11 protein-coding genes, 1 rRNA gene, 1 pseudogene and 1 riboswitch are annotated in these 14160 nt (G+C 43.5%); of the genes and pseudogenes, 11 read left to right on the top strand and 2 right to left on the bottom strand.

Annotation, left to right across the window (positions count from 1 at the left end; all coding sequences use genetic code 11):
- Positions 1–22 precede the first annotated feature (22 nt).
- Positions 23–1024 carry a LacI family DNA-binding transcriptional regulator gene (locus tag H8716_RS13770; RefSeq protein ID WP_249309633.1) on the bottom strand — a complete coding sequence of 334 codons (1002 nt, stop codon included), beginning with the start codon at positions 1022–1024 and terminating at the stop codon, positions 23–25.
- A 245-nt stretch (positions 1025–1269) separates the two neighbouring features.
- Between H8716_RS13770 and H8716_RS13765 the strand changes: the two genes are divergently transcribed.
- The 8 genes and pseudogenes from H8716_RS13765 (at position 1270) to H8716_RS13730 (ending at position 9831) form a co-directional block, all read left to right on the top strand.
- Positions 1270–2208 (top strand): BadF/BadG/BcrA/BcrD ATPase family protein, encoded by a 939-nt coding sequence (locus tag H8716_RS13765; protein WP_249309632.1) that lies wholly within the window; start codon positions 1270–1272, stop codon positions 2206–2208.
- Positions 2183–3532, top strand: coding sequence for an MATE family efflux transporter (locus H8716_RS13760; protein ID WP_249309631.1), 1350 nt, complete (start codon positions 2183–2185; stop codon positions 3530–3532). Before H8716_RS13765 ends, H8716_RS13760 begins: the two co-directional genes overlap by 26 nt.
- Positions 3533–3674: 142 nt before the next feature.
- A riboswitch (glycine riboswitch) is annotated at positions 3675–3788 on the top strand.
- 292 nt (positions 3789–4080) lie between these two features.
- Positions 4081–5496 (top strand): alanine/glycine:cation symporter family protein, encoded by a 1416-nt coding sequence (locus tag H8716_RS13755; RefSeq protein WP_249309630.1) that lies wholly within the window; start codon positions 4081–4083, stop codon positions 5494–5496.
- A 333-nt stretch (positions 5497–5829) separates the two neighbouring features.
- On the top strand, positions 5830–6660 hold the full coding sequence (locus H8716_RS13750) for a pyridoxamine kinase (RefSeq protein ID WP_249309629.1): 831 nt from the start codon (positions 5830–5832) through the stop codon (positions 6658–6660).
- 24 nt (positions 6661–6684) lie between these two features.
- Positions 6685–7302: a TIGR04100 family radical SAM protein gene (locus tag H8716_RS13745; RefSeq protein ID WP_249309628.1), complete on the top strand. Its 618-nt coding sequence runs from the start codon at positions 6685–6687 to the stop codon at positions 7300–7302.
- 200 nt (positions 7303–7502) lie between these two features.
- Positions 7503–8270, top strand: a pseudogene (locus tag H8716_RS13740) (DNA/RNA non-specific endonuclease); the annotation flags it as partial.
- Positions 8271–8277: 7 nt separating this feature from the next.
- Entirely contained in the window at positions 8278–9138 is an 861-nt protein-coding gene (locus H8716_RS13735) for a TrmH family RNA methyltransferase (RefSeq protein WP_249309627.1), read from the top strand.
- 105 nt (positions 9139–9243) lie between these two features.
- Entirely contained in the window at positions 9244–9831 is a 588-nt protein-coding gene (locus tag H8716_RS13730) for a hypothetical protein (protein WP_249309626.1), read from the top strand.
- Positions 9832–9936: 105 nt separating this feature from the next.
- Here H8716_RS13730 and H8716_RS13725 read toward each other — a convergent pair whose 3' ends face one another.
- On the bottom strand, positions 9937–11328 hold the full coding sequence (locus tag H8716_RS13725) for an ATP-binding protein (protein ID WP_249309625.1): 1392 nt from the start codon (positions 11326–11328) through the stop codon (positions 9937–9939).
- Between H8716_RS13725 and H8716_RS13720 the strand changes: the two genes are divergently transcribed.
- The 3 genes from H8716_RS13720 to H8716_RS13710 all read left to right on the top strand — a co-directional run.
- Positions 11327–11644 carry a DUF2798 domain-containing protein gene (locus H8716_RS13720; protein WP_330606632.1) on the top strand — a complete coding sequence of 106 codons (318 nt, stop codon included), beginning with the start codon at positions 11327–11329 and terminating at the stop codon, positions 11642–11644. The two genes, H8716_RS13725 and H8716_RS13720, sit on opposite strands and share 2 nt — an antisense overlap.
- 172 nt (positions 11645–11816) lie before the next feature.
- Positions 11817–13412, top strand: a complete 1596-nt coding sequence (gene hcp / locus H8716_RS13715) for a hydroxylamine reductase (RefSeq protein WP_249309623.1) — start codon at positions 11817–11819, stop codon at positions 13410–13412.
- A 653-nt stretch (positions 13413–14065) separates the two neighbouring features.
- A 16S ribosomal RNA gene (locus H8716_RS13710) occupies positions 14066–14160 on the top strand; the annotation flags it as partial.

Here is a 14160-nt window from a genome sequence, read left to right as displayed (position 1 = left end):
TAAAATCCTCCTTTTGTTACAGTTATTTACAGGTTTCTCTCAGAATCAAATGTGGCTGGAAACATCTGGTCTCAGGCTGGTGCGCCGGGTCACGGATGGCAGCCAGTAACAGTTCAACGGCGGCACAGCCCATCTCATACATAGGCTGGCGCATAGTGGAAAGTCCGGGAAAAATAATATCCCTGGAATCCGGGGTATCATCATCAAAACCAATCACAGCAGTTTCCCCAGGAATGGAAATGCCTGCGTTCATAAGTGCACGAAGTACACCGTAGGCTGTTTTATCAGCACCGGCAAAAACGGCATCCGGATGGATGTCCCGTTCTAGAAGCTCCGTTATCTGGCGATATGCAGATTCCTCAAAAAAGTCTGCATACAGAATAGAATCAGCAGTAATGGGAATATGGCTGTCACGCATAGCATGTACAAATCCGTTCAAACGTTCCAGAGAAGCGGTATAGTTCATATCTCCGGTAACATGAATGATGTTTTTTCGGCCCTGAGCGATCAGATATCTGGTAGCTTCGTAAGCACCCTGTTCATTATCGATCTGAATACGGTTACAGTTCCCATTATCAGGACCACCTTCGATAAAGACACATGGAACCGGCTGCTTTGCCATGTAATGGAACAGTTCTTCATTGTCAAGATTACTTCCATAAGTAATAATGCCGTCTGTCCGTCCCTGGGAGAAATAATCCACATATTTCATTTTGGTTTCAGGATGACTGCGGCTGCTGCAGAAGAGAACATGATAATTATGCTGTTCTCCCGCATCCTGCAGACCGGCAATCAGTTTCAGAAAGAATTCATTACACAGTTCATCCATGATCACACCGATGGCACCGGTTTTCTGAGTGACCAGTGATCTTGCGAGTCCACTGGGAACATAATGAGTTTCTTCCATAATGGATAGAATCTTCTGCCTGTTTTCAGGACTGACACCAGGTTTGTTATTCAATACTCTGGATACCAGGGTGCGGGATACGTTTGCTTTTTTAGCAATATCAGATATGGTAGTCATTGTGTACTCCTGTTATGTGATGGTTTTGTTACACGATTAATCAATGTTTCGAAGTTTACATATATAGTTTACATGTTTACAAGATAAAGTCAAGACGAAACTGCGAAAGAAAAACGAAAATGCTTAAATATACAGAAAATATTGACAAAATTAAAAAGAATATTATACTTAAGATATGGTGTGTATCGATACACATTTGAACATGAAAATTTTTATAAAAATAGTCAGAAAATCATGGAGGAAAAATGAGTTATATACTGGGAATTGATCAGGGGGGAACAAAGACAGCAGCAGCTGTCATGGATGAAGGGGGAAAGATACTGGGGATTGCAACCAGAAGAGGTGCCTACTATCCGACAGATGGGATGGTATCTGCATTTACAAAAATAAAAGAAGCAGTGGAAGAAGTCATTGCTCAGGCTGGGATTACCAGAGAACAGATTGGGACAGCGATTGCCGGTATTACCGGTATCGACTGGCAGGGTGACGAAGAAAAAGTAACGGAGGAACTGAAAAAAATACTTGAAATTTCTGATTTGCATGCCTATAATGATGCAGTTATTGCTTTATACTGTGTGGAGGAAGGCGAAGGAGACATGGTGCTCTGTGCCGGAACCGGAATGAATGCAGCAGTACGCGATGGGGAAGAATCATATTTTGTATTTGGTGATTATATAGAGGAAAGCATGCAGGGGGGAAGCGCTCTGGCACGCAGGTCCATCCGCCGGGTGTTTGATGCCAAGATCGGACTTGGACCGGATACGAAGCTGACAGAATTGTTTTTACAGTTCTCAGGAGAAATATCTGTGGACGGACTTCTGCGGCGTTATATGATGGAACCAGGTTTTTCCGGTGAAATACGTTTCCTGGTGCCGGACATATTAAAGACGGCACAGGAAGGTGACCCAGTGGCAAAAGTACTTGTGGAAGAGTATGCCGGACGCATGGCAGAGTACATTTACGTGGGACTGGAGCGTGTTCCAAGGCAGAAAAAGAAGAAAACTGCAGTACTGGCAGGCAGTGTGTTTAAAGGAGAAGAGAATCTTCTCACCAGTCAGGTGATCCGGCAGGTGAAAGTAAAGAAAGAGAATGTGGATGTAATACTGGCAGACTGTGATCCGGTGATCGGTGCCTGCCGTATGGGAATGGAGAGAAAGAATGGAAAGGAAGCAGACAATAAGTGATATGACAACGGGAAGCCCGGCGAAGCTGATTATCCGGTTTATGATACCGATGTTCCTGGGCAACCTGTTTCAGCAGTTCTATAATGTGGTAGATTCTATTGTTGCAGGGCAGTTTCTTGGCGTACAGGCACTGGCTGCCATCGGCAGTACCGGTTCCCTGATGTTTTTTGTGATAGGCTGGCTGAACGGTCTGACCAGCGGATTTGCCATCATGGTGGCACAGTGCTTTGGGGCAAAGAAAGAAGATAGAATGCGTCATTATGTGGCAATGTCTGTGTATTTGTCCGTGGCATTTGCATTGGTTATGACAATTGGACTGACTCTGGCAAATGAGCCGATATTACGGCTGATGAATTATTCTGAAGAGATTATGCCGGAAGTAAAGGCATATATGGGTATTATCTATGCGGGACTGCTGGTAACCGTTGCCTATGATGCGTTATCAGCGTTCTTACGTGCGCTGGGTGATTCCAGATCACCACTGTATTTCCTGATGATTTCAGCAGGCATTAATGTATTTCTGGATATTGTATTTATTGTAGTTATGGGAATGGGTGTGGAAGGATGCGCTTATGCCACTGTTATAGCCCAGGCTATTTCTGCATTTTGCTGTTTTATCTATATTGTGAAAAAGTACCCGATTCTTCATCTGAGAAAAGAAGATTTTCGTTATTCCTGGAATTCTGTGAAAAAGCTTCTGGGACTGGGAATTCCCATGGCATTGCAGTTCTCTATTACGGCAATCGGAACGATTATTGTACAGGGAGCAGTCAATGTCTATGGGGAAACCTATATGGCAGGATTTTCCGCAGCAGGAAAGCTGCAGAACATTCTTGGAACTGTTTTTGTGGCATTCGGAGCAACGGTGGCAACCTATGTGGGACAGAACCGGGGTGCCGGAAGAATCGACCGTGTAAGAGAAGGCGTACGCTGCACTCAGTACATGATACTGGCATGGAGTGTGATAGCCATGATACTGATGTTTTTCTTTGGCAAATACATGACCTGTATCTTTGTGAATTCATCTGAAACGGATGTACTTGCAGTGTCAGTAGAGTATTTCCATACCGTGTTCTGGTGCTATCCATTTCTGGGAAGTATTTTTCTGTACCGTAATACCCTGCAGGGGATGGGCTACGGACTTGTTCCGATGATGGGCGGTATTTTTGAACTTGCTGCACGAACCATCATTGTACTTCTGGTGGCGGGGCACACCAGTTTCCGTGGTGTCTGTCTGGCAGATCCGGCAGCGTGGATCGCAGCGTTGATCCCACTTGTACCATATTATATTTATATTATGAGAAAACAGAAACAAAAGATCTGAAAAAAAGACTTGCCAAATGATGGCAGACGATATATAGTATTCAAAAAGAGCTATTTCGAAATGAAGTTTGCAGGAAAAGACATGCGTCTACCGAAGGAGTAAAACTCTCAGGTGCCGGTACTTACCGGTGCAACTGTAAATGGATCGACTCTCTGGAGACACCCGGATCAGATCGGGGGCCGAAGGTGCAACATATATCATATCTTATTGATATTTGATATATGAATCTCTCAGGTAAAAGGACAGAGAAGATATCGTTCTAAAGTATATCTTCTATCCCTGTACCAGTATGTTTATGGTGTAAGGGATATTTTAATTTCATGGGCAATTTCATCCTGTGAAATAAGTTACGCTTCATGCGGGCACATACATTTACCAGATCACATTGGGCAGTCTTATTCATATCAGAGTATATCTATAGATCAGTTTGACATCTTTGCGGATTCCATTTTGAAAAACTCACAGACATGCAGTTGTTTGAAAAGCTGTGATAACAGACACAGAAAAAAACGATGCAGAAAAAGAGAAAAGGATAGGAGAAAGTTACAATGTGGAGTGCAATCAATAGTTTTCTGGTGTATGTAGATGATCTGGTATGGGGAGTGCCACTGATGATTCTGATTATGGCCGGTGGTCTCCTGCTTACCGTACGTCTGGGCGTGATGCAGGTACATAAGCTTCCGCTGGCACTGAAATGGATGTTTAAGAATGAAAAAGACGGTGTGGGAGAGATTACCAGTTTCTCAGCACTGTGTACTGCACTGAGCGCAACCATTGGTACCGGTAATATCGTCGGTGTAGCTACGGCGGTCTGTGCGGGTGGTCCGGGTGCATTATTCTGGATGATTGTGGCAGCCTTTCTTGGAATGGCAACCAAGTATTCCGAAGGGCTTCTGGCGGTCAAATATCGTGTAGTTGCAGAGGATGGACACAGTCTCGGTGGTCCGTTCTATTATATTGAACAGGGTATGGGAAAGAAATGGACATGGCTGGCAAAGATTTTTGCATTCTTTGGAGTCTGTGTAGGTCTGTTTGGTATCGGTACTTTCAGTCAGGTAAATGGTATTGCCAGTGCAGTCAATGGCTTCTTTGATCCGGAGAATCTGCATTGTGTAACACTGCCGTCCCTCGGAAGCTATTCCTGGTCCGTTGTAGTTGCATCTTTGTTACTGGCGTTTTGTGTGGCAGCTGTATTGATTGGCGGTGTAAAACGTATCGCAAAAGTCAGCCAGATTATTGTACCATTTATGGCAGTGATTTATTTTGTTGTAGTAGCTATCCTGATCATCTGTAATGTTTCACATGTACCTGAAGCAATCGTAACGATCGTGACAGCAGCATTTAATCCAAAAGCAGTTACCGGTGGTGTGGTAGGAAGCATGATCGTATCGATGCAGAAAGGTGTTGCACGTGGTATCTTCTCCAATGAAGCAGGTCTTGGTAGTGCTCCGATTGCGGCAGCAGCAGCTCAGACCAATGAACCGGTTCGCCAGGGCCTGGTCAGCATGACAGGAACTTTCCTGGATACCATCGTGATCTGTACACTGACAGGTCTGTCTATTGTTCTGACAGGAGCATGGCAGGTAGAAGGTCTGCAAGGTGTGGAAGTGACTACCTATGCATTCCAGAATGGACTTCCGTTTGCACCGCAGTTTTCTTCTTTTATTCTGATGATCTGTCTGGTATTCTTCGCGTTTACCACGATCCTCGGATGGGATTATTACAGTGAACGCTGTCTGGAATATCTGACAGGCGGTAACATGAAGCCAGTCAAAGTCTTCCGCTGGGTATACATCTTTGCGGTATTCATCGGACCGTACATGACAGTGAGTGCAGTATGGACAATCGCAGATATCTTTAACGGACTGATGGCAATCCCGAATATGATTGCACTGTTTGTATTAAATGGTGTGGTAGTCAAAGAAACAAGAGATTTCTTTGCTGCGAAGAAACATAAAATGTAATTTTGGAATGTTATAAATCAAAACAAAAAAGACAGGGCGTGTGAGAAAAAATTTTACATGTCCTGTTTTTTCATGACAAGAAAATGCTCAAAGAATACGCTTAATTATGTCATCTGTGATTTAATTTAGTCAAAATATGGTTAAATGACGAAATTAAAAAGGTTGATGACTGAATTGGACATTGGAAATATGGTGACCATAAACTTTTTTCACAGGCTGGTATTTGATTATTTGTAAAAAGTGGTGTAATATATGCAAAGTGGTTAATCAGGTATGACTGTATCTGAAAAGTCGCAAGGCAAAAACATTTGTGAAAACAGGAAGGAACGTGTTATGGCTAATCATAACCATCAGAAAAAGATCGCATTAATTAATGATTATACAGGGTTCGGGCGATGTTCGGTTGCAGTACAGTTGCCGATTATTTCAATGTTGAAGGTACAGTGCTGTGCATTGCCGACTTCGATTTTTTCCGATCATACCGGATTTGAGAGCTTTTTTTACACTGACTATACGGACAATATGCAGGCTTATATCGAAGAATGGAAAAAGCTGCAGCTTCATTTCAAGGGGATCTGTACCGGATTTCTTGGATCAGCGCAGCAGATTCAGATTGTGAGCCAGTTTATTCGAGACTTTAAGAAGGAAGATACCATCACTGTTATTGATCCGGTGATGGGTGACTATGGAAAAGCCTATCCGACTTATACGGAAGAGATGTGCAGCCAGATGATTGAGCTGGTGCGCTATGCAGATATTGTAGTGCCAAATGTGACGGAGGCCTGTATCCTGACGGGAACACCATATAAGGAAAAATGGACTGCCAGAGAACTGCTGGCACTGGCGGAGAAGATCGGTGAGATTGGACCGGAAAAGATTGTGATTACCGGAATTCCGCAGAAGACCTATGTATCTAACTTCTGTCTGGAAAAGGGGAAAGGCTATGAATTGATCCGTACGCATAAGATTGGCAGCTCCAGATCTGGAACCGGTGATATTTTCTCTGCGATTATTGCGGCTGATGCGGTAAATGGCGTGGAATTCACACAGTCCGTCCGAAAAGCATCGAAGTTTATTAAGAAATGTATTCAGAGATCCATCGAGATGGATCTGCCGCTGACGGACGGGGTATGTTTCGAAGAAGAACTATATACATTGAAATAAAATATCAGAAAAGAGGAATGCAATATGAAAAAAGGAATGACTATTTTATACAAGGTACACAATAATCTTTATGTGAATCTGACCAATCGTTGTCCATGTGCCTGTACCTTCTGCCTGCGCCAGAATATGGATACAGTAACCCATGATGACAAGACTTTGTGGCTGGAGCATGAGCCGACCGTGGAAGAAGTGAAAGCAGAATTTGCGAATTTTGATATGTCTCAGTATGAAGAAGTGGTTTTCTGCGGATATGGGGAACCAACCGAACGTCTGGATGCCATTCTGGAGATCGCAAAGTTTGTAAAAGAAAACTATCGGAAGCCGATTCGTATCAATACCAATGGTTTGGCGAATCTAATCTGGAAACGAGATGTGACGCCGGAACTGAAAGGTCTGGTAGATACCATCTCCATCAGTCTGAATACACCAAATGCAGACCGTTATCATGAACTGGTGCGCAGCAAGTTCGGAGATCAGTCCTTTGACGCTATGCTCAGCTTTGCAAAAGAGGCAACCCAGTATGTACCACATGTAGTGCTGACAACGGTAGATACCACACTGACCAAAGAAGAAGAGGCACAGTGCCGCAAGATCTGTGAAGATCTGGGAGTGACATACCGCATCCGTCCATGGGAAGATTAGAAAGAAGTTTTGCAATATTTGGGACATATAGCATTTGTGGCGGTATGTAGTAGATACAAATTTTCTGAAAAATAATTCGGGCCATGTTTTTGAAAATACAAGACATGACCCGATTTTATTCAAATCGAAAGCATGTGGAACACGATATGCGTTTTTAAGCGATTTTAGGAATATTCATCTAACAGACAGGAAAGAGGAGTATGAGCAGGAAAAAATACTATAAAAAGAACTATCGTAAGAAAAAACAAAAGAAGATCAAAAATCCGCTGCTGAAGATCCTTCTACTGGCTATTTGCAGTGCCCTGGCACTTGCACCAGAGCAGGCGGAAAAGCTGATACAGTTTGGCAGCGGGATCTACGAGAGCATTACCAGAGAACCTACGATTTCACTGGATGATATACCGGAATATGACGGAGAACCATATGTGGTGATCAATGATAATATACCGGATTTTCCGGACAAGGATAAGACCACAGAAGTCTTTGAGGTCTATAGTGATCTGGATATCCTGGGGCGGTGCGGCGTAGCCTATGCCAATATCTGCGAAGAACTGATGCCGACCGAGAAGCGGCAGAGTATTCAGGAGATTTATCCAACCGGATGGAAAAATAAACAGTATGATATCGTGGACCAGGGATCTCTGTATAACCGCTGCCATCTGATTGGTTTTCAGCTGGCAGGAGAAAATGCCAATGAGAAGAATCTGATCACAGGAACCCGTTATATGAATGTGGAAGGTATGTTGCCATTTGAAAATGAGGTAGCAGATTATGTGCATGAGACGGATAACCATGTCTTATACAGAGTGACGCCGATTTTTGAAGGATTGAATCTGGTGGCATCCGGTGTGGAGATGGAAGCGGAATCGGTAGAAGATGGAGGAGCAGGAGTCTGCTTTCATGTCTATGTCTACAATGTGCAGCCGGGAATCGATATTGATTACCGTACAGGAGAGAATAAGGAAGCGGTTGATTATGAAAAATACAGATAAGAAAACAAATAATATCATAGAAATAACAGACTTTTCTGCATCGGAGCTGGATGTATATGCCAGACTGACAGAAAATCAGCTTTTAAACCGGGCAGAGCCGGAAAAGGGCATGTTCATTGCGGAAAGTCCCAAAGTAATAGAGAGGGCTTTGAATGCAGGTTACATACCAGTATCTTGTCTGGTGGAAAAAAGACAGATCGAGAATGGTGTAGAAGAAGTACTGGAGGTGCTGAAAAGATGCAATCAGGTGCCTGTATACACAGCAGAATTTGAAGTACTGACCAGGCTGACTGGATTTGCCCTGACGCGCGGTATGCTCTGTGCCATGTACCGTCGTCCGCTTCCGTCTGTGAAAGAGATCTGCGAAAATACCGGAAGGATTGCAATTCTGGAAGAAGTGGTCAATCCGACCAATGTGGGAGCAATTTTCCGTTCGGCGGCAGCATTGAATATGGATGCGGTAATATTGACAGCCGGATGCAGTAATCCACTGTACCGGAGAGCGATTCGCGTCAGCATGGGAACCGTATTTCAGATCCCGTGGACCATACTGGATAAAAGAACTGCTTGGCCACAGGAAGGCATGGAGATCTTAAAGGCAGCAGGGTTCCGCACGGCCGCATTTGCGCTGAGAAATGATTCAGTGACAATTGATGATCCACAGCTTGCCGGGGAAGAGAAGCTGGCAGTGCTCCTGGGAACAGAAGGGGATGGTCTGGATGCTTCTACCATGGCTGAATGCGATTATACCGTGAAGATTCCCATGTCTCATGGAGTGGATTCGCTGAATGTGGCAGCGGCCAGTGCAGTTGCATTCTGGGAGCTGGGAAAACGCAGAACATGAATGTGCCACTTGCGTCACTTTTGGCCCCATTCCCGTCATTTTTATTGAAAAAAATGTTAAAAAGTGTAAAATATTTGGTAAAGAAAGCGAAAGGAGTCGGAAACGATGATGAAAAAAAGAGTATTAGCACTCATGATGGCTGGAATGATGGTATTTGGAGGTACAATGCCTGTATTTGCAGAAGCAGATACAGAAACTGAAACAGAGGCACAGAGTGAAGATCCTATTGTATGGAGTTATGAAGATATTGATCCGGATGTGTATGATGGAGAATGGTTCTCCTTTGAATATGGATTTGACCTGTACCTTCCGACTGACTGGGAAGAAGCGGACATATCAGACTCTGATAACATGGTATATGCACTGAACAGTCCGGATGGCAAGATGTCTATGGCAATTACCTGCAATACAGCAGAAGAGATGGGAACCAAAGCAGAACTGGATGCAGTGAAGGCAGCATTGGAATCAGAAGGATTCACAGGTCTGGCAGATGCAGAGATTAATGGCATCAGCACCGTTGGATTTGATGGCGAACAGAACGTAAGCGGTATCGCATTTGTAGGTGAAAGCGGAAATATGTACAGTATTATTGTTGGACCTATTGAAGATGAAGATTCACAGGCGATTGCTCTCAATATCTTCAGATCCTTCAGTGAAACGGAGACAGAAGCAGACACAGAAGCGGAATCATAATTGTTCAGCTGCCACTGTCCCGCTGGGGGGTGAATCATAAAAGCGATAGTAAGATAAAAGAAGACCGGGCGTATCTTTATGGTATGCCCGGTCTTTTAAAATATGTTATGCAATCGGGATCATGATATCCACGTAAAAGCAGGAAGTATCATTGGAAAACTGTGCGCTTCCGTTGTATTTTTCCACAGTAATCTGAGTGGAAGTCAGGCCAATACCATGACCATTTTTCTTGGTAGTCTGGTACTGGTCATTTTTTCGCTTTATATTGCCGTTGAAAGTATTGGTAGAAACAATATACAGCCAGGCATTAAGCCGTGTGGTTACGGTAAGCTGGATACTTCGCTTTCCAGTCGGGAGCGTTTTACATCCGTCAATAGCGTTTTCCAGCACATTTCCAAGAATACAGCACAGATCTATGTCGGTTACGGTAAGCTGGTTTGGAAGATCAATATTCAGATTGATATCAATAGCAGCTTCCTGTGCGGAGGGAATTAGATAATTCAGCAATGCATTGACGGAATTATGCTGGCAGTAAGTAACAGACTGATTCACAGGAAGGGCCTCCAGATATTCGTCCAGATAGCGATTCAGAGAGGCGTAGTTGCTTTCTTCTGATAACATTTTCAGAGTATGAAGTGTATGGTGGAAGTCGTGGCGGATCCGTGCGGTTTCTTCCATATACCTGCACTGTTTCAGATACTGAGCTTCCTGCGTTTCCAGAAAATGGTTTCGTTCAGCAATTTTGGCGGATTCCAGCATACCGATTGCGATGAAGTAGAAAAGTACATAAATCATCATCATCATAGCAAACATGATACCCAGAAGACTCCAGAAAATGAGGAATATACGGTTTACATAGAGGGTTTCGTGTTTGTGTGGGACAATCAGAATATTCAGTCCGAGGAAAGTCCCTGAGATCAGAACTGTCATATACCAGATATTGGGGGCAGTAAGGGAATCAATCAGGAAACTGCCATAGCGGGACAAAGGGTATGCGAGCAAAACCAGCATAAGCAGGCTGACGCTAAAGTGAAACAGGTTGGTATCCAGCCTTGCAACAAAGGCGGTTGCCTGAGGATATCGGACAGCATCATAGCCATTGGTAAAATTGGCAGAAAAGCTCAACAGTGCACAGACAAAAACAAAAACGGAAAGGGACTGACAGAAAGTAGTGCGCACCGAGAACTGAAACAGAACAAAGAATAAGATCAGCAATGGCAGTGTAAAAAAATTCTCATTCAGTGAAAAACGGCAGGTAAAATACGAGACAACAGGAATGCAGAGCAGAAATGCCGGGCAGATGCATAGAAACACGTTATTTTTTTTGAACTTTAACTGATTTTTTACAGGAAAAACAAAATTTGAAGATGTGATTTTCACTGCGATCATGGCAACTGTCATGGTGTACGGAATGATCGTGTACAATGTTGCACTGAATACAGGGGGAGTGGTCAGCGGCTTTACTTTTCTGGCTGCCACACATGAACTTGTCTTCATGGCACCGATTGCATTTGTACTGGAGTTCTTTGTGGTCAGCAAGCTGGCTGGAAAGCTTGCATTTACCGTGATGAAGCCGACAGACAGACCACAGTTTATTACCTATGCGATTTCAATCTGTATCTGTTGTATCATGTGCCCGACAATGAGCCTGATTGCCACGGTTTTATTTAAGGAACCGTCCTTTGGAGAATGGATTCGTACATGGGCAATGAATTTTCCAATGGCCATCTGCTATCAAATGTTCTACTGTGGACCATTTGTACGTTTGATTTTCCGCCTGATTTTCCGTCGTGGTGATAAGAAACAGCAGTAAAATTTCATAATATTTGAAAAAGATGTCGTAATGGCATCTTTTTTTGATTTTGTGGTATTAACAACGGACTTGCATGGAAGAATATTTTATAATTTACACATCGTATCTGTTCAGTACCTTTACAGTGGGTTCTGAATAGTTACACTCATCAAATATAACAGGAGGAATCAAAATGGAACAGAATATGTTTTGCTTTCAGTGCGAACAGACTGCAGGATGCACGGGATGTACCGGCAAGGCAGGGGTGTGCGGAAAAACAGCCCAGACTGCAGAATTACAGGATAGATTAACGGGAGCCCTGATAGGACTGGCGAGAGCAACGGAGGGTGGAATTCAGGCAACAGAGGAAACAGGGAAACTGTTAATAGAAGGATTATTTACAACAGTAACGAATGTAAATTTTAATGACAATACCATTCAGGAGCTGATTGACCGTGTACATGCGGAAAAAGAGAAAGTGGTGCCAGGATGCGGAAGCTGCGCTGATCCATGCAGCCGTACAGAAGATTATTATATGGAAGATCTGTGGAATGCACAGGAAGACATCCGTTCTCTGAAATCATTGATATTATTTGGTGTACGTGGTATGGCTGCTTACGCATACCATGCAATGGTACTTGGAAAACGAAGTGAAGAAGTGGAGCGTTTTATCCACAAGGCATTGTTTGCAGTGGGAGAAGACTGGAACATGGAAATGTTGCTGCCTGTAGTGCTGGAAGTGGGGGAAAAGAATTATCTGTGTATGGAGATGTTGGATCATGCCAATACAGGCACATATGGAACACCGTCTCCGACAAAAGTATCTCTGACAGTAGAAAAAGGGCCGTTTATCGTCATTACAGGACATGACCTGAAGGATCTGGAGCTGTTATTGCAGCAGACGGAAGGAAAAGGCATTCATATTTATACACATGGAGAAATGCTCCCGGCACATGCCTATCCGGAACTGAAAAAATATCCTCACTTAAAAGGAAATTTTGGAACTGCATGGCAGAATCAGCAGAAGGAATTTGCGGATATTCCGGCTCCGGTATTATATACAACCAACTGTCTGATGCCTCCAAAGAGCAGTTATGCAGACCGTATCTTTTCAACAGAACTGGTATCTTACCCGGAAGTGACACATATCGGGGAGGAGAAGGACTTTACTCCGGTAATAGAAAAAGCACTGGAACTGGGCGGATATCCGGAAGATAGAGAGTTTACCGGAATCAATGGTGGAAGCAGTGTTATAACTGGATTCAGCCACGGCTCAGTTCTCCAGGTGGCAGATCAGGTAATTGATGCTGTGAAATCAGGAGCTATCCGGCATTTCTTCCTGGTGGCAGGATGTGATGGAATCCGTAAAGGAAGAAACTATTATACAGAATTTGTGAAGCTGACACCGCCAGATACTGTCATTCTGACACTGGCATGCGGAAAGTTCCGTTTTAACGATCTGGATCTAGGCACGATCGGAGGATTACCAAGGATCATGGACATGGGACAGTGCAATGATGCTTACAGTGCCATCAAAGTAGCAGTAGCACTGGCAGAAGCGTTTGAATGTGATGTAAATGAACTTCCGTTATCCATGGTATTATCCTGGTACGAGCAGAAAGCAGTATGTATTTTACTGACCCTGTTACATCTGGGGATCAAAAATATCCGTCTGGGTCCAACCCTGCCGGCATTCATTTCACCTAATGTATTAAACATATTGGTTGAAAAATACGGCATTGCACCAATTACCACGCCAGAAGAAGATCTGAAAGCACTGCTGGGATAGTTATTGGGGGGATAGCTATTGGGGACGGTGTTTTGCGGCTTTTTAACTGTCCCCTCTGGCTTAATGGTGCATTAAAATTCAAGTCGAGCATCCGCGAGACTTGGCGCGTGATTCTGGTCAGCGTAAGCTGACACATTCTTTACAGAATCACTGCGCATCCTTGCGGAGCGTTTATCTCAGTCGGAGATTGGACTCCCACTGAGACAAATTTGTTATTACTCACCACCTGAAAGAGGTGGGAGTCTTCTCGACTTAGATAAATCTATGTCTTTTGCAAGGACGGGTTTACAAAAGGATGGAATGCAGCTTTGCCTGTAAAAGAAAAAAGATTTTGAAAAAAGTCGAAAAAAGTGTTGACAAATACTGGCACGGGTGCTAATATAATGAAGCTGTCTGACAGAGACAGTGAGAAATACAAAACTTCAATCGAAAGATTGGAAAAAGTTAAAAAAGTTGTTGACAAACTTCTGAAACAGTGATATGATATCGAAGTTGCTGTTGAGAAACAAAACAACAAAGAACCTTGATAATTGAACAGTGAAACAACCTTGAAAGATTCTAAAAAAGTTTTAACATTCAAGGAACTGACCTTATAAAACAGTAAAAGGGATAGATTAGCTAGTATGTTGATTTTGATCCCGGAATCAAACATTTATTTTGAGAGTTTGATCCTGGCTCAGGATGAACGCTGGCGGCGTGCTTAACACATGCAAGTCGAGCGAAGCACTTAAGAAAGATTCTTCGGATG

The sequence above is a fragment of the Jingyaoa shaoxingensis genome (assembly GCF_014385005.1).
GTDB classification, from domain to species: domain Bacteria; phylum Bacillota; class Clostridia; order Lachnospirales; family Lachnospiraceae; genus Marvinbryantia; species Marvinbryantia shaoxingensis.
The sequence above is the reverse complement of the archived record's forward strand: the minus strand, read 5'-3'. Positions and strand labels throughout refer to the sequence as shown.